At 34.9% G+C, this 16,952-nt stretch carries 11 protein-coding genes and 2 tRNA genes; 2 read left to right on the forward strand and 11 right to left on the reverse strand.

Annotated features, from left to right (window positions below):
* Window positions 1-29: 29 nt before the first annotated feature.
* From PMOB_RS01825 to PMOB_RS01875, 11 genes are all read right to left on the reverse strand, one after another.
* Window positions 30-4,961 (reverse strand): DNA-directed RNA polymerase subunit beta', encoded by a 4,932-nt coding sequence (locus tag PMOB_RS01825; protein ID WP_012208203.1) that lies wholly within the window; start codon window positions 4,959-4,961, stop codon window positions 30-32.
* Window positions 4,962-5,034: 73 nt separating this feature from the next.
* Window positions 5,035-8,598: a DNA-directed RNA polymerase subunit beta gene (gene rpoB / locus PMOB_RS01830; protein ID WP_012208204.1), complete on the reverse strand. Its 3,564-nt coding sequence runs from the start codon at window positions 8,596-8,598 to the stop codon at window positions 5,035-5,037.
* Window positions 8,599-8,747: 149 nt separating this feature from the next.
* A complete protein-coding gene (gene rplL / locus PMOB_RS01835) occupies window positions 8,748-9,134 on the reverse strand; it encodes a 50S ribosomal protein L7/L12 (protein WP_012208205.1) in 387 nt (128 codons plus the stop codon).
* An 18-nt stretch (window positions 9,135-9,152) separates the two neighbouring features.
* A complete protein-coding gene (rplJ, locus tag PMOB_RS01840; protein WP_012208206.1) occupies window positions 9,153-9,689 on the reverse strand; it encodes a 50S ribosomal protein L10 in 537 nt (178 codons plus the stop codon).
* A gap of 166 nt (window positions 9,690-9,855) precedes the next feature.
* Window positions 9,856-10,566, reverse strand: a complete 711-nt coding sequence (rplA, locus tag PMOB_RS01845; RefSeq protein WP_012208207.1) for a 50S ribosomal protein L1 — start codon at window positions 10,564-10,566, stop codon at window positions 9,856-9,858.
* A gap of 17 nt (window positions 10,567-10,583) precedes the next feature.
* Window positions 10,584-11,009, reverse strand: coding sequence for a 50S ribosomal protein L11 (rplK, locus tag PMOB_RS01850; protein ID WP_012208208.1), 426 nt, complete (start codon window positions 11,007-11,009; stop codon window positions 10,584-10,586).
* Window positions 11,010-11,060: 51 nt separating this feature from the next.
* Window positions 11,061-12,125, reverse strand: coding sequence for a transcription termination/antitermination NusG family protein (locus PMOB_RS01855; RefSeq protein WP_012208209.1), 1,065 nt, complete (start codon window positions 12,123-12,125; stop codon window positions 11,061-11,063).
* A gap of 57 nt (window positions 12,126-12,182) precedes the next feature.
* Entirely contained in the window at window positions 12,183-12,401 is a 219-nt protein-coding gene (secE, locus tag PMOB_RS01860) for a preprotein translocase subunit SecE (RefSeq protein ID WP_012208210.1), read from the reverse strand.
* 37 nt (window positions 12,402-12,438) lie between these two features.
* Window positions 12,439-12,612, reverse strand: a complete 174-nt coding sequence (gene rpmG / locus PMOB_RS11105; protein WP_369973690.1) for a 50S ribosomal protein L33 — start codon at window positions 12,610-12,612, stop codon at window positions 12,439-12,441.
* A 28-nt stretch (window positions 12,613-12,640) separates the two neighbouring features.
* Window positions 12,641-12,727 (reverse strand) — tRNA-Tyr (locus PMOB_RS01870).
* A 19-nt stretch (window positions 12,728-12,746) separates the two neighbouring features.
* Window positions 12,747-12,822, reverse strand: a tRNA-Thr gene (locus PMOB_RS01875).
* A 291-nt stretch (window positions 12,823-13,113) separates the two neighbouring features.
* Between PMOB_RS01875 and PMOB_RS01880 the strand changes: the two genes are divergently transcribed.
* Together PMOB_RS01880 and radA are read left to right on the forward strand one after the other, a co-directional pair.
* The gene (locus PMOB_RS01880; RefSeq protein WP_012208212.1) at window positions 13,114-15,606 is read left to right on the forward strand and encodes an ATP-dependent Clp protease ATP-binding subunit; all 2,493 of its coding nucleotides are present in this window, start codon (window positions 13,114-13,116) and stop codon (window positions 15,604-15,606) included.
* Window positions 15,603-16,949 carry a DNA repair protein RadA gene (gene radA / locus PMOB_RS01885; RefSeq protein ID WP_041534014.1) on the forward strand — a complete coding sequence of 449 codons (1,347 nt, stop codon included), beginning with the start codon at window positions 15,603-15,605 and terminating at the stop codon, window positions 16,947-16,949. Before PMOB_RS01880 ends, radA begins: the two co-directional genes overlap by 4 nt.
* Window positions 16,950-16,952 lie beyond the last annotated feature (3 nt).

Raw genomic sequence — 16,952 nt, forward strand, 5'->3', positions numbered from 1 at the left:
GTTATTTTATTTTTACTATTTTTATTTTTTTACCCGACAGATTTTTCTTGTGCAGCTTCAGCTTCTTTTTCAGGTTGAACAACTTCGTAATTTTGATCCGCGTACAACTTCAAACCTGTTCCTGCTGGGATAGGTTGTCCTACTATCACGTTTTCTTTTAATCCTTTCAACCTATCTACTTTACCTTCTATAGCTGCCTCTGTTAGTATTTGTACAGTTTGCTGGAATGAAGCAGCTGAAAGCCATCCTTCCCTTTCTAAAGAAGCCTTTGTGATTCTTAACAACCTACGTTCATATTTTATCGTATCTTTTGGATTTATAAGATATTTTTTGGATGTGCCTACTAGATGAGTTTTACCCTCTTCAGTTGTAATCTCTTTATATTCTTCATATACTTCAATCTCTTTAATGTTTGTTTCGATAATTTGGTTTAAAATTTCTTCAGTTATCTCTGTTCCTTGTTCAAAGATCTTATCTTCTTCCTCTTCTTCATCCTCGGCAGGAATTATAACCCTCTTTGCCAATTTTTTACCAACTACTAATTCTCTGTTTTCTGTTATATAGGAGTTTTCTTCCAATATTTCCTCGTTGATTTTCTGCACCTTACCATAACTTACTAAATCTCCCGGCATGAAGTCGGTATCTCCACCGTCTATAATTTCCACTTTGTTGATCATCTGTCTAATTATTATTTCAAAGTGTTTATCATGTATGTCAACACCTTGTTCAGCATATATTTTCTTTATTTCACTTAGCAAATAATTTGCCAAAGGTCCTACTCCCAATTCTTTGAGTATATTTCTGGGTTTTATATTCCCGGTTGTTAACCTTTGACCCGCTAGTACTTTATCTCCTTCTTCTACAACTGCTTTCGTCCTATAATCAGCTTCATAACTTTCCAATTCTCCATCTGAATTTTCGATTATTATCTTTAATCTTCTTCCTCTCTTGTTTTCAGTATCTCTTTCAATGGCTCTTACTATGCCTTTTGTCTTCGAAAATTCACCTTCAGGTCCTTTTGTCTTTTTTCTTGCTTCAAACAATTCTTCAGCTCTTGGTAACCCTTGGGTTATATCCGAAGTAGTGGCTATACCACCAGTATGGAATGTTCTCATAGTTAACTGCGTACCTGGTTCACCTATGGATTGTGCAGCAATTATTCCTACAGCTTCTCCTCTATTGACTAATTTGTAATTCGAAAGATCCATTCCATAACACTTTGCACAAAGACCATTTTCAGACTCGCATGTAAGAGGCGATCTTATGAAAATAGATGGCCTAACAGTAACCGTTTTTATGCCATGTTTTTCGAGAACTTTAGAAACCTTTAAGTCTATTCTTTCTTGGTATTTAAGCAAAGTAACTGTTTTTCCATCAATTTCAACTTTAAGATCTTCTCCAGAGTAAACGTAGTCTACTGCAGTATATTCTTTAACATCTAATTTTTGTATGCCGTGCAAGAATGCTTCTTCTATGGCTTCTTCTGTGATTTCTTCACCTTTTTTGATTAATACCTTACCTTCTACTTGCACATCTTCTAATGATTCTAAGTAGGAATCTTTTGGCATATCTTCAATTTTTATCGTTTTTTCCTTCGATACAGGAATTTCTTTTACATAATTTGCCAAGAATTGGGCGTCTTTCTCTTTTAAGATTATTCCTCTTTCATATTTTTTATCTGCTTGGGGATTAAAAATTACTTCCTTTGTTTCAGGATCCAAAACATCTTTAGCTAAAACTCTACCAAATAAGAAGTCTGAAAGATTTTCAATTTTTGAATCGTCAGCCCAAAGCTCTCTTGCTTCAATACCTTTATCTGTTCCACAATCTTCTTCTGTGATAGTTATGCTTTGAGCAACATCTACGAGTCTTCTAGTTAAGTAACCCGCTGTCGATGTTCTTAAAGCTGTATCAGCTGATCCCTTTCTTGAACCGTGTGTTGAGGTAAAAAATTCTAATTCTGATAACCCATTTTTAAAGTTTGAAGTGATAGGAACTTCAATTATTTTTCCAGATGGATCAGCCATCAATCCTCTCATACCTGCTAATTGTTTCAATTGATCTATGTTACCCCTTGCACCAGATTCGATCATCATCCAAATTGGATTGAAAGTGTATTTTCTATACGTTTTCGCTGTTTCTTCTGTAACTTTGGCAGTGGCGCTTTCCCAAATCTTAATTATTTCTTTGTATCTTTCATTATCCGTCAAATAACCTTCTTCATAAAGCGATTCGATTCTGAGAACTTCTCCTTTAGATTCTTCTATTAATTCCTCCCTTTTAGGAGAAACTAATACATCACGTATAGATATGGTTAATCCAGATAATGTTGCATAATGGAAACCAAAATCTTTAATACTATCTAAAAGATCCGCGGTTCTATCTATTCCATGTTTTTCAAAAGTGTTAAATATCAGCTCTTTTAGATTCTTTTTATCCATTTTTTGTGTATAGTCTCTTAAATCCTCAGGTACTTCTTCGTTAAAAATTATTTTTCCGATAGTCGTTTTAAGGATACTACCATCTTTATATCTAAACGCAACTGGTTCATGAAGGGGTAAATCAGATTTTTTCCATATCAATTTTCCATCTTGAAGATATATATCTGAATCCACTATTTTTAGGTATTCATAAGCATATGTAGCTTCCAAATCTTCGGAGAATATGTGTTTTACATACCCATTCTTTCCCAATTCAGAAACTTTGGTAGGCACCTTTAGATTTTTGAACTTCTCATCTTCATGCATGGTTAAATAATACGCACCAGCAATTATATCTTTTCCTGGCATCGACAATGGTTTGCCGTTCGCAGGCGAGATAATATTATATCTTGATAACATTAAAAATTTTGACTCTGCTTGGGCTATATTGGAAAGGGGAATATGTATAGCCATTTGATCACCGTCAAAATCAGCATTAAACGGTGGACAAACCAAAGGATGTAACCTTATGGCGTTTCCTTCTATTAGTTTTGGAATAAAAGCTTGAATAGATACCCTATGTAGGGTAGGTGCCCTGTTTAGGAGAACAGGATGCCCTTTTATAACCTCTTCCAAAACTTCCCAAGCCTCAGGCATTTCCTTTTCTATTATAGTTTTTTTGAATTTTCTGGCACTTTTACTTGCCACGTTTGAATCTCTTAACAGCTCTGCAAGAACGAAAGGTTTAAATAGTTCTAAAGCCATCTTTTTTGGTAATCCACATTCATGAATCTTAAGATCAGGTCCAACAGCGATTACAGCTCTACCGGAGTAATCAACCCTTTTACCTAAAAGGTTCCTTCTAAATCTACCTTTTTTACCTTTCAACAAATCTGTGAGTGATCTTAATGGCCTTCTATTTCTGTCAGTCATTGGTTTACCAACACGTCCATTGTAGAAAAGTGAATCCACAGCTTGTTGAAGTATTCTTTTTTCGTTTCTTACGATAATTTCCGGTGCTTCCATTTCTAATAACTTTCTTAAACGGTTGTTTCTATTTATTACTTTTCTATATAAGTCGTTTAAATCAGTAGCAGCAAACCTTCCTCCATCAATTTGTATTAAAGGTCTCAAATCGGGTGGTATAACGGGTATAATATTTGTAATTAGCCATTCAGGTTGATTGCCAGATTTGATAAAATCCTTAACTAGTTTCAGTCTTCTTAATATTTTTACACTCTTCTGACTTTTTCTATCCAATTTTTCTAATTCGGATTCTAATCGAGCTTTTAATACTTCAAGATCGATCTTCGTTAACAATTTTTGAATAGCTTCAGCACCGTAACCATACTCAAATTTTTCATATCTATTTATTTGAAATATCTTTTCAGTTCCATCTTCTTCCTTTGCAACTAAATCTTTTACACCAAATTCTTGAAGTTCATTTAACACTTCTTGAGTGATCTTTGTTCCCTTTTCAAATTTCTTTTCGGGAAATTCGATTTCCGATACTAATTCTTTGTCAATTACGTTTTCTCTTTCTTCCTTAATCTTTGAGTTTAGTACCTTCATTACTTCTTCATAGGCTCTTGCTTCATCTTCTAGTAAAATATCTCCTATTTTTTTATCTATTCTCTTTGCAAATCTCTTATCTATGTCTGTGATAACTACAATCGGTGTATCCCGCTCAATATCTCTTTCAACTTCTATGGAACCTGGATAGTATTCTAAGAATAAGGAGTACTCCTTCTGGGTTAGATAATCTTCTTCAAACAAAAATCTATCTGCTAAAGGTGTTCCTTTTTCAACCTCTTGTCCATTCTCTACCATTATTGATGAACCTTCAAAAACGGGATACTTTCTTTCAACGCCGGTATCATCTCTTATTATTATCCAATTCAATTCTCTTTCCGTATGTGTTAGTTCTGATTTTATTTCTACCTTTCCATCTATATCGGCTACGGGCATACCCTTAACTGAAACTATTTTTACAGCAGGTTCTACCCTTAAATCTAAATATTCATCGTATATTTCATACTCTCTTTGATACAATATTTCTCCAGGTAAATATCCCAAATTTTCATTTTCAGGACCAGGAAGCGTTAAATAAGCTCTTTCAATAACTCTTTTTGAACCGTAGTAAATGATATTTTCTAAATCTTTCACACCAATGTTTAGAATGATGGAAAGAATAGATGGAGAAGACTTTAAATACCAAATATGAGAAATAGGTGTTGCCAATTCTATATGACCTATCTTTCTTCTCCTAGCTTCTTTGGATTCAACCTTTACACCACATCTTTCACATACTGTTCCTTCATACTTTTTCCCTTTATACTTGCCACAAGCACATTCGTAATCTTTTACGGGACCAAATATCTTTTCGCAGAATAAACCATCTTTTTCAGGTTTACCTGTTCTGTGATTTAAAGTTTCTGGTTTTTTAACTTCACCATTTGATGCTTCCAATATACTTTGAGGAGAAGCTATACCTATTTTTATCTTAGCAATCTTTCTTTGAAAGGAAGAAACATTTGCCAATTGAAATCCCTCCTTGAGGGTACATTTTTATTTTACTCTCCGTCAACGTTGAAACTTAGATTCAAGTTATCAATTAGAGTCTGTCAACATCTAGCTCATTCCCATCTTCATCGTAAAGTTTTATATCCAACATTAGTCCTTGTAATTCTTTTGTTAAAACTTTAAAACTTTCAGGAATCCCCGGTTCGGGAAGATTTTCTCCTTTTAATATTGCTTTGTAAACTTCATTCCTACCTTTAATATCATCAGATTTATAAGTTAACATTTCGTTTAGGGTATGAGCAGCTCCATGCGCTTCTAGAGCCCATACCTCCATTTCCCCAAATCTCTGTCCACCAAAATGGGCTTTACCACCTAATGGTTGTTGGTGAATTAAAGAGTACGGACCCGTCGATCTTGCATGAATTTTATCTTTTGCTATATGGGACAATTTCAACATATACATGGATCCTACCGCCACTGGAAAATCGAATGGTTCACCTGTTCGACCATCTCTAAGAACAATTTTACCGTTGGGCTGATCAGGATCATCGCCTAAATATAACTCGTGTTCTTCTCTTACTTTAGATAATTCATCCATGATTTCAGATTCAGTCGCACCATCAAAAATAGGTGTGGCGTAGTAATCGTTAGTTAACATCGATAGCCACCCTAAATGAAGTTCCAAAACTTGTCCTATATTCATCCTTGACGGAACTCCTAGAGGTGAAAGCAACATTTGCAAAGGTGTTCCATCTGGTAGGAATGGCATATCTTCTTTGTTCAAAATGGTTGAAATAACACCTTTGTTTCCATGCCTACCCGCTAATTTATCTCCAACTTGTAGTGTCTTTTTTGTAGCTATGAAAACTTTAACGTATTTATTTACGCCGATTTCTAAAGAAGGAATATCTTTCCTGTCAAAGATCTGAACGTCTATAACCCTTCCCTCAATTCCATGAGGAACCGTTAGAGATGAATCTTTAATGTCTCTACCTTTATCACCAAACACGGATTTAATAAGCTTTTCTTCGGGAGTAGTATCTGATTCTCCTCTTGGGGTAACTTTTCCTACCAGGATATCCCCAGAAGATACGTAAGAACCAATTTTAACTATACCTTCTTCATCTAAATTCCTTAAAAGTTCTTTTTTGACATTTGGAATATCTGCAGTTATTTCTTCGGGACCCAATTGAGTATCCATAGCTTTCGTTTCAAAAACTTCTATGTGTATCGATGTAAAGGCATCGTTTTCTAATAATTCTTGACTAACTACTATTGCGTCTTCAAAGTTGTATCCTTCCCACGGAAGAAAACCAATGAAAATATTTCTCCCAAGAGCTAGCTCTCCCATATCCATGGAAGGGCCATCCGCTATGGCTTGCCCTTTTGTCACTACATCTCCAACGTTAACAATAGGAACTTGGTTTATACACATGTCTTGGTTCGATCTAACATATTTTAATAAAGTGTATTCATCTTTTAAGGGTTCGTCATTGGAATCTTTTAGAACGTTATTCTCTTCGTCCAATCTAGTGATTACAATTTTTCTTCCATCCACATAATCAACAATACCTTTATGTTTTGCCATTATCAAATAGCCTGAGTCTCTCGCTGCTAACCATTCTACTCCTGTACCAACAAAAGGAGCTTGAGGTCTAAGAAGAGGAACGGCCTGCCTTTGCATGTTTGACCCCATTAAAGCTCTGTTTGCGTCATCGTGCTCTAAAAATGGAATAAGAGCAGCTGATACAGAGGCAATCTGTTTTGGGGTGACTGATATATATTCAATCTCATCTTTGTGGAATAAACTGACTTTTCCTAAATATCTAGCTTCGATGTACTCTTCTACTAAAGAACCATCTTCCCCAATTTCGGCGGAAGCAGGGGCAATTCTATAAAGTTCTTCCTCGTCAGCACTCAAATATACTATATTGTTTAAATCAACTTTTGCATGCTTTACCCTGTAATAAGGAGTTTTCAAAAATCCATATTCATCGACTTTAGCTAAAATTGCCATAGAAGTGATTAATCCAATATTCGCACCTTCAGGGGTCTCGATAGGACACATCCTTCCATAATGAGAATGGTGGACATCCCTTACTTCAAATTTAGCATGTTCTCTTTTCAAACCTCCAGGACCTATTGCTGATAGCCTTCTCTTATGAGTTAGCTCAGCTAAAGGATTCACCTGATCTAAGAATTGCGATAATTGACTAGATGCAAAGAATTGGTGAAAGGCAGTCATTATTGATCTGGAATTTATAAGGGATTGAGGACTTATTTTATTAATTGATTGAACACCTGCAAGTTTTTCAGGAGCATGCTGAATCATTTTAGAAAAAGCTCGTTCAAATTCGATTTGCATGAGTTCTCCAACCGATCTCACTCTTTTATTACCCAAATGATCTCTTGTGTCAAGTCCTTCAATATTTTCCTTAACATGCAGCAAGTATCTGGCGGACAAGATGATGTCTAACTTGTCAACAGCAAAAGTTTTAATAGGATATTTTATTTTGTCTTCCATATCTTCAGAAATATCCTTTTTTTCAACCTCTCGTAAATAATCAATATAAGCTTTTCTCAATTTTACCTGAATTTTCTGTCTTCCAATCTGCGAAAAATCGAATTTTTCAGGATTGAAGTACATATCTTCTATTTCTTCTTTGGCCTTCTGCGCCCTTGGAATTTCAGTAGGTTTTAATTTCGAAAAAATTTCTTTGTAAGCTTCTAGAGAAGTCAATCTTTCTTCTTTTTCATATCTTTTTTTCATCTTTTCTAACGTTATTTCTGCGACCAGATGAGCTACTGTTACACTCTTAATTTCATATTTTTTCAGCAGTTCCAAGACTTCGTATAATTTCATACCGTAAGTTGATTTTCTTGGGGGATCCATATCATCTAATTCCTGGAACGATAAGTCCGACAACACAGTACAATTGTTATAATTTGACAGTTCGACTTCATCATCTAAATCAATTTCCTTGGGGAATAATCGTAATATATCCAAATCATTCTCGTATCCCAATGCCCTTAAAAAAAGGAAAAAATTGAATTTTCTTTTTCTGTCTATTCTGACCTGAAGAACCTCTTTACCTGGATTAGGGTTGTAAAGTATCTCCAACCAAGCCCCTTTAATGGGTAAAAAGTGAGCTATAAACATTTCTTTAGAAGTATCTGTCTCTTCTTCTTTTATAAAATACACCCCAGGGGATCTGACGAGTTGGTTAACTATTACCCTTTCTGCTCCATTGACAATAAATATACCTCTTTCAGTCATATAAGGGATGTTACACAAGAATATATCGTCTTTTTCTATCATTTCACCTGTTGCTGAATCAGTTATCCTAACTTTTAAATAAGCTTTACCAGCATAAGTTAATCCCTTGTCCCTACATTCATTCTCACTAAAAGACGAGTCTTCAAACTTTACATCCACAAAATCAATCAAAAATTCTTTGTTTTTCTTCCCACTCGCTTTAACGGGTATCTTTATTGGCATATATCTTTTAATGCTTTCCATAATCTTTTTATCTAAAAAATCCCTAAAAGAATCTTTTTGAATTTTCACTAAATCCTCGTATATTTCAGTTTTCTCTGGAACTTTCCCAAAAAACTTTCTTTCTCTCCTACCTACTTCTCTTACGACCGTATTCAAAGGAACCACCTCGGTATTTAGTCAAAATAGAATTGATGAAAAATAAGTGAAAAATCGCATTAGACAAAATGTCCAATGCGAACTAAATTATAACTTTTTTTCATGAAGAAGAGGTTAAAAAAAGACTTCAACTTAATTTCGAATTCGACTTATTTTAATTCTACTTCGGCTCCCGCTTCTTCAAGTTTTTTCTTAATTTCTTCGGCTTCTTCCTTTGGAACACCTTCTTTTATAACTGCGTCTGGGGTTCCAGCTTTTTCAACGAGATCTTTAGCTTCTTTTAAACCTAAATTTGTAATTTCTCTTACAACCTTTATTACACCGATTTTTTTGTCTCCAAAACCTTTCAAAACCACTTTAAAATCTGTTTTTTCTTCTTCTTGTTGTGCCGGAGAAACACCTGCTACACCTGGTACAGCTGCCATTACGGGAGCTGCTGCAGAAACTCCAAATTCATCCTCGAGCGCTTTCACTAGTTCAGCCAATTCTCCTACGGTCATATTTTTAATTTCGTTGATAAGTTCCTCTTTTGTCATTTTCCTACACCTCCAAACTTATTTTTTTTCTTTAATTGCATTTATTACGTACACCACTTTTCTTAAATTACCTGATAAAGCATTTACCAATCCTGAAATAGGACTATTAAGAGACCTTACAACAGTAGCGTAAAGTTCTTGTTTTGAAGGCAGTTTAGCATACTCTTCTGCTTTGGCTGCATCAAAAATCTTTCCTTCTAAAACCCCACCTTTTATAAAAGGTTTGTTATTATGAGATTCAGAAAATTTTTTTACAGCTTTTAAAACATCAACTGGATCTGACTCCTCAGCATATATAACTCCAGTACTACCTTCAAAAAATTTTTCAAAGTCTTCCAACTCTTTATTAGCTAATTTAACAGCTGTTTTTAACAAAGAAGTACGATAGACAGTGAAAACAACATCCTTTCCAAAATTCTTATATAGTTCTAACCTGAAGTCGTTAGACTCTAATACAGACATTCCAGAAAAATCAACGAACAAAATAACAGGCGAAGACTCCAAAGCATAAATAAAACTGTCTATTAAAGACTTTTTGCGTTCTTTAGTTAACAAAAAATAACACCTCCTTAAATAAAAAAGCCGCAATGGGTAGCGGCTAAAAGAAACAAAAATTATTCCTTTATCCGCGTACCTCGGTAGGCGAGATTTCGCCTCTTTAACCCATTAAAGACCTACTTTCATTGGCACGCAATCTGTTATTACTTTTAAATACTTTCTTTTAAGCAACTGATGATAAAGATAAGGAGCTTAAATCGATATTAATACCGGGTCCCATTGTAGAAGCTATAACAGCTTTTCTAATAAATTTTCCCTTTGAATTTTCTGGCTTCATCTTCGTTAACTGGTCAAAAGCGGAAATTAAGTTTTCTTTTAAATCATCTTTATCGAAAGAAACCTTACCTATAGGAATGTGTATGTTTCCTGTTCTGTCATTTCTAACTTCAACCTTACCGGCTTTAAATTCTTTAACCGCTTGCGCTACGTCGTCGGTTACCGTTCCTGCTTTTGGAGATGGCATAAGACCTCGTGGACCTAGCACTTTTCCAAGTCTTCCTATTTTCCTCATGATATCGGGAGTAGCAATTGCCACATCAAAATCGGTCCAGCCTTCGTTGTTTATTTTTTCAATTAAATCATCGGAGCCAACAAAATCAGCGCCTGCTTGCTTAGCCTGAGCAGCTTTTTCTCCCTCTGCAAAAACTAAAACTCTCACATTTTTACCTGTTCCTTTAGGCAGAGAAACCGTACCTCTAACGTTTTGATCTCCTTTTTTTGGATCTATTCCTAAAAGCACATGGAGTTCCACAGTACCATCAAATTTTGTGTAAGAAGTCTTTTTTACTAAATCTAACGCTTCATCGATATCATAATTTTTTTGTTTATCTACAAGTTTTAAAACTTCTTTATACTTTTTTCCATGTTTTGGCATAATCCTCTCCTCCCTTCTTAGTCTTCAATTTCTATACCCATACTTCTTGCGGTGCCGGCAATAATCTTCATTGCAGCATCCAAATCCTTAGCGTTAAGATCTTGCATCTTCGTTTCAGCAATCTCTCGGAGCTGCTTCCTTTTAATCTTGCCGACAACCTCCTTGCTTGGCTCCTTAGCACCAGATTTAAGACCAGCGGCTTTTTTTACCAAAAAAGAAGCGGGAGGAGTTTTTACTATAAACGTGAAAGATCGGTCTTCAAAAACAGATATTTCTACTGGTAACAATGTACCTGCTTGATCTGCAGTAGCAGCGTTGAACTTCTTACAAAATTCCATCAAATTTACACCATATTGCCCCAGTGCTGGTCCTACAGGTGGAGCTGGTGTAGCTTTTCCGGCTTCCAATTGCAATTTTACAACCCTCAAAAGCTTTTTTGCCATAAATTCTTAACCTCCTTGTGGTAAAATGGGAAAATCCCTCCCACATTTTGTTTAATCGATGATCTTTTCAATTTCTCCTAAAGATAACGTTACTGTAGTTTCACGTCCAAACATAGTGACTACAACTTGTACTTCTTGTTTCTCCAAATCGAAATCTTTAATTTTACCTGTAAAATATTCAAAAGGACCATTTATAATCTTGACATGTTCTCCCAATTCGAAATCGGTTCTAACTTCTTTGACTTGCCTTTTTTGATAAGCTTCTTCACCCATCACTCTAAGAACAAATCTTACCTCGTTTTTATTCAATTTTACAGGTTTTCCGCCTATATTTAAGATAGTAGATACATAAGGCAAATTGCTAACTAATTCCTCAGTTTCTTTAATGTACATCATTTCGACAAAAACATAACCGGGAAATAAATTTTTCTTTTTTGTTTTTATAATCTTTATCTCTTTGTGAAAAGGGGTCTCTCTGATATCAATGCTTCCTGAAAACTTTGCCTTATACTCTTTAGGCTCACACAATTTATCGCCTATTTGAACCTTACTTCCAATTTTAAATTTCTCATGGATAAAGGTTTCTCTGGGCAATAAGTAGATACTATTTTCTTTCGACTCGTTTTCAACGACTACTCTTTTAACTTTTTCAACGGCTACAATTTCTCCGTCCACATCACTCTTATATTCGAGATTTTTACTGAACGGAGTCTCCGAACGAACTTTTTTCCCAGCTTTTAATCCCGCTAATAAACCTGCACTCTCAGGTATCAGAAAAGTCTTTGAATACTTTTTCCCTTCTGTCTCAACTAAAATCTTACGGAAATTTTTTATGTCTACTATCTTTCCTGAAGTTTTTGCGTATATTTCTGGCTCTCTTGCTAAAATATCTCCTTTTTTTACATCCTTACCCTTTTTAACAAAGATCTGAGCTTCTTTTTCAATGTAGATTTTTTGCACTCTTTTATTACTATAATTCAATTCATCAACTTCGGGTATTATTATTTTTCCAAAATACTTTTCATACCCTAAATTCTTTATTCTCTCTTCGAGAGTTTCTTTAACTTTATTTTCCATTCCTGAATAAACTTGTAGTACATACCATTCTTTTCGCATCTTATATTATTCTCACCACATCTCATTCAACAAATTTATGCGTCTCTAATCAAATGATTATTGAGTAGGTACTCCGCTTCCTCTTAAGAAAACCGGATAAACTAACCATGAAAACAGTTGTAAAAGTCCAAAATCAACAGCAAAAAGATAAACTGCAAAGATTGCTATAACAATCAACACAACCAAAGTAGAATTTAACAACTCTTTTCTGGTGGGCCAATTAATTTTCTTTGCCTCTTGCCAAACGGAAGTTAAAAAAATCCAAAATTTAGACATTTATAAACACTCCCCTATTGTTATGAAAAATACACAACTAAATTTTCGATTCCACATGAAGAGTATGTTTTCTACAATGAGGACAGTACTTTTTTAATTCGATTTTTTCTTTGTAATTTCTATTTTTCTTTTTATAATAGTTTCTATTATTACACTCTGTACATTTCAAAGAAAATTCTATAATTTGGGATTTAGCCGCCACTGTTATCACCTCTTTCTGTGATGAATTAAAATACAAATGGTGGTGAGGGAAGGATTCGAACCTTCGAAGGCAGTCTGCCAGCGGATTTACAGTCCGCCCCCTTTGGCCGCTCGGGCACCTCACCATGAAATTCAAAAAAACGTTGGAGCCGATGAAGGGACTTGAACCCCCAACCTGCTGATTACAAGTCAGCCGCTCTGCCAGTTGAGCTACATCGGCAACCAGTTATTTACCAACTGAAGTTGATTATATCAAACCAAAAAAACGTTGTCAATGGATTTTAAGTTAAAAATATATTAAATTGTACTTTAAGTTGGTTGACATCTGTTATCAAAAAATCCAATAACAAAGAATTTATCTTTACATATTTTGTTTTTAACAATATTCATGGTAAAATAATATTGAAGTGAAAGTATAAAAAATGGCTAATAATAATATTTCTATATAAAGCGACGCGAACTAATCGGTAGTTTCTGTTGCTTAGATGTACGGTAAAGGAGGAGAGTAGACATGTTTGATAATTTTACTGAAAGAGCTGCGAAAGTTTTTATTGAGGCTCAAAATGAAGCAAAACAGATGGGACATCCCTATGTGGGGACAGAACACATTTTATTAGGATTGTTGAAAGTTGGAGGAGGCCATTTAGATACCGTATTTGAAGAATTTAATTTGTACTATAATTCTATAAAGATGGAAATAACAAATGTTGTTGGTACGAATTCAACACAGGGAATAATAGGTTCTCCACAACCAACTCCTAGAGCAAAAAGAATATTAGAGTTGGCATATGATGAATCTGAGCTTATGGGTTTCAATAAGATAGATGCGGAACATCTTCTTTTAGGCATTTGTAGGGAAGCCGAAGGGATAGCCTCTCATATATTGAAACGTTCAGGAATAAATCTAACTTTGATGAGAAAAGAATTAACGGATATGATGATTAAGGGTAGATCAACCGGGAGGATGGAGATTGCTAAAACTGAAGAGTTAGAAGAAAGAAAGCGTCAAAAACAGAATGCGCTAAAACAGCTCGAAGAATACGGAACTGATTTAACTGCTCAAGCTGAGAACCGCAAACTGGATCCTATAATTGGAAGAGAAATAGAAATTAATCGCATAATGGAAATATTGGCGAGACGAAAAAAGAACAATCCTGTTTTGATTGGTGAGGCAGGTGTAGGTAAAAGTGCAGTGGTCGAGGGTCTGGCACAAAGAATTGTTGAAGGCCGAGTACCTGAAATATTAAAAAATAAAACTATTTTTTCCTTAGATATTACCTCAATAGTAGCGGGAACAAAATATCGTGGAGAATTTGAGAAACGAATGAAAAAATTGATGCAGATATTACAAAAGACTGAAGATATTATTCTTTTTATCGACGAATTGCATATGATTGTAGAGGCTGGTGCGGCTGAAGGTTCTTCCATGGACGCAGCAAATGTTTTAAAACCGGCTTTAGCAAACGGAGAAATAACCGTAATAGGGTCCACCACAGCGAATGAGTACAGGAAATTCATCGAAAAAGATCCAGCCCTCGAAAGACGTTTCCAAAAGATATATGTAACTGAACCAACTATCGAAGAAACTATAAATATATTATCTGGAATCAAATTCAAATACGAGGAACATCACAAAGTCAAATATAACCATGGTGCAATTCAATCAGCTGTTCAACTCTCGGTAAGGTATATTACAGATAGACACCTACCAGATAAAGCGATAGATGTTATCGATGAAGCTGGAGCTAAAGCCCGTTTAAGTGCTCTAACGCTCCCTGATAAATTAAAAATTCAATATGAAAAGATTGCAGATATCGAAAGTAAAAGAAACGATCCCAATTCTAAAGAAAACGTTGAAGAAAAACTAAAAAAGATGAAAGAAAAGTATGAAGAAGAATATTCAAAATGGAGATCTGAAGCAGAAAATAAAATAATTCAAATAACCGAAGAGGATATAGCTGAAATAATATCTAATTGGACTGGTGTTCCGCTCAGACAGTTGCGTGCAGAAGAGATGGAAAAATTATTGAATTTAGAGGCTGTCTTACACGAACGAGTGGTAGGGCAGGATGAAGCAATAAAATCAGTTGCAAAAGCTATAAGAAGAGCGCGAAGTGGATTAAAAGACCCTAGAAGACCAACAGGTGTATTTATGTTTTTAGGCCCGACCGGTGTTGGGAAAACTGAACTAGCTAAGACTCTAGCAACTTATCTTTTTGGAAACGAAACGCATTTAGTAAGAATAGATATGAGTGAATACATGGAAAAATTCAGTGTCTCCAGACTTGTGGGTGCTCCCCCGGGGTATGTCGGCTACGATGAAGGTGGGCAATTAACAGAAATAGTAAGAAGAAGACCTTATTCCGTAATTTTGCTGGACGAAATAGAAAAAGCTCATACAGACGTATACAATATTTTGTTGCAAATAATGGATGAAGGAAGATTGACTGATTCTCAAGGGAGAACGGTTGACTTTAGAAACACAATAATTATTATGACCTCTAACCTCGGTTCTGAACAGATTAGCAAAACTAAAAGAAGCTTAGGTTTTGTAGAAGAAGGTACAATAGAAAGCGAATACAAAGATATCAAAGAACAGGTGATGTCTGCGGTAAAGGCGGCATTCAAACCTGAATTCATAAACAGATTAGATGATGTCATTGTATTTCACCCGCTCACTAAAAATCAACTTAAAAATATTATATCTATTCAACTTAGCGACCTAAAAAGCCGATTGGAAGAAAGGAATCTTACATTATCCGTGAAAGAAAGTGCCATTGATTTCTTACTGGAAAAGGGTTATGATTCTGTCTTTGGAGCTAGGCCATTGAAAAGAGCTATACAAAGATATATTGAAGATCCTTTGTCCGAAGAATTATTAAAAGGAAAATACGAAGAAGGAGATAAGATATTAGTTACTCACCAAAAATCTAAAGAAAGTCTTTCTTTTAGAAGAGTTCCTAAGGATAAGAAGCAAATGGAAAAGAAAGTGGTCAATAGTTGAGAAAATCTGAGAAACACTATGTCTGCAGTAATTGTGGCTATGAATCCGATAAATGGTTCGCAAAATGTCCTATGTGTAATGAATTAGAATCCGCGGTAGAATATAATACCGCGGATGTTACTATTGATACTGGAAATATTAAAGTTCCAGACATAGTCTTTCTTGATCAAGAACTTCCTCCGGCGAAAAAAATACCTACTAATTTTCAAGAAATTGATAATGTGTTAAACGGTGGGTTAGTGGAGGGTGCGGTCTATTTGTTGAGTGGCGATCCTGGTATTGGAAAAAGCACATTATTGGCTCAAATCGCAAAGTCTATTCAGACAGCTGAAGGATACATATTCTATGTTTCTGGTGAAGAATCTACAGAACAAGTAGTTCAAAGATTCAATCGACTAGAAATAAAAAATAAAAATATAGGATTGATATTTGAAAACAATGTGGATGTTATACTTAATGCTTTAGAAAAGTCTAATATGAAATCTTCTGTTATTTTCATAGATTCTGTTCAAACCTTAAAGATAGACAGTATTGATTCCTCACCTGGTAGTATTCTACAAGTAAGGGAAAGTACTAGAAAGATGGTAGAATACGCTAAAAAAAAGAATATCCCTGTAGTACTGGTAGGTCATGTAAACAAAGAAGGAGCTATTGCCGGTCCAAAAGTGTTGGAACACATGGTAGATTGTGTTCTTCAAATGGAATTGGAAGGTGGATCTGGACTAAGGCTTTTAAAAGTAACCAAAAACCGATACGGTCCTACAGATGAAGTTGTTTTATTTGAAATAACCCAAAAAGGCTTAAAACCAATAGATAATATAAATTCTTTTTTCTTATCTGATTATTCAAATGAATCGGGTAACACTTTAACTATAGTAAAAGTTGGTCAAAAATTGCTTCCAATAGAGATACAAGCTTTAGTCAGTAACCCGGTATACGGGTCCCCTAGAAGGGTTACTTCTGGTATACCGTTAGATAGACTTTTAATGATAATTGCAGTACTTTCCAAGAAGTTGAAGCTCCCATTGGAAAGTAAAGATATATTTGTCAGCAGTGCAGGAGGTCTAAGGATCAATGACAGTTCTATGGATGTTGCTATCGCTTTATCTTTAATCTCCTCTATATTCGATACCCCACTTTCTTCTTCAACGATAGCCTTTGGAGAAATAGGTTTAGATGGGAGAATAAGAGGTATTCCTCTTTTAGAAAAAAGATTGGAGCTTTCACAGAAAATTGGTTTTAATAATATAGTTATTCCAAAAAATCTTTCCCCTAGAAAAAACTCTATTATAGTTGCAGAAAGTGTAAAAGATTTGATAAAATTATTCAAAAAAGGGGGATAAAAT

Source organism: Petrotoga mobilis SJ95 (assembly GCF_000018605.1).
Lineage (GTDB): Bacteria > Thermotogota > Thermotogae > Petrotogales > Petrotogaceae > Petrotoga > Petrotoga mobilis.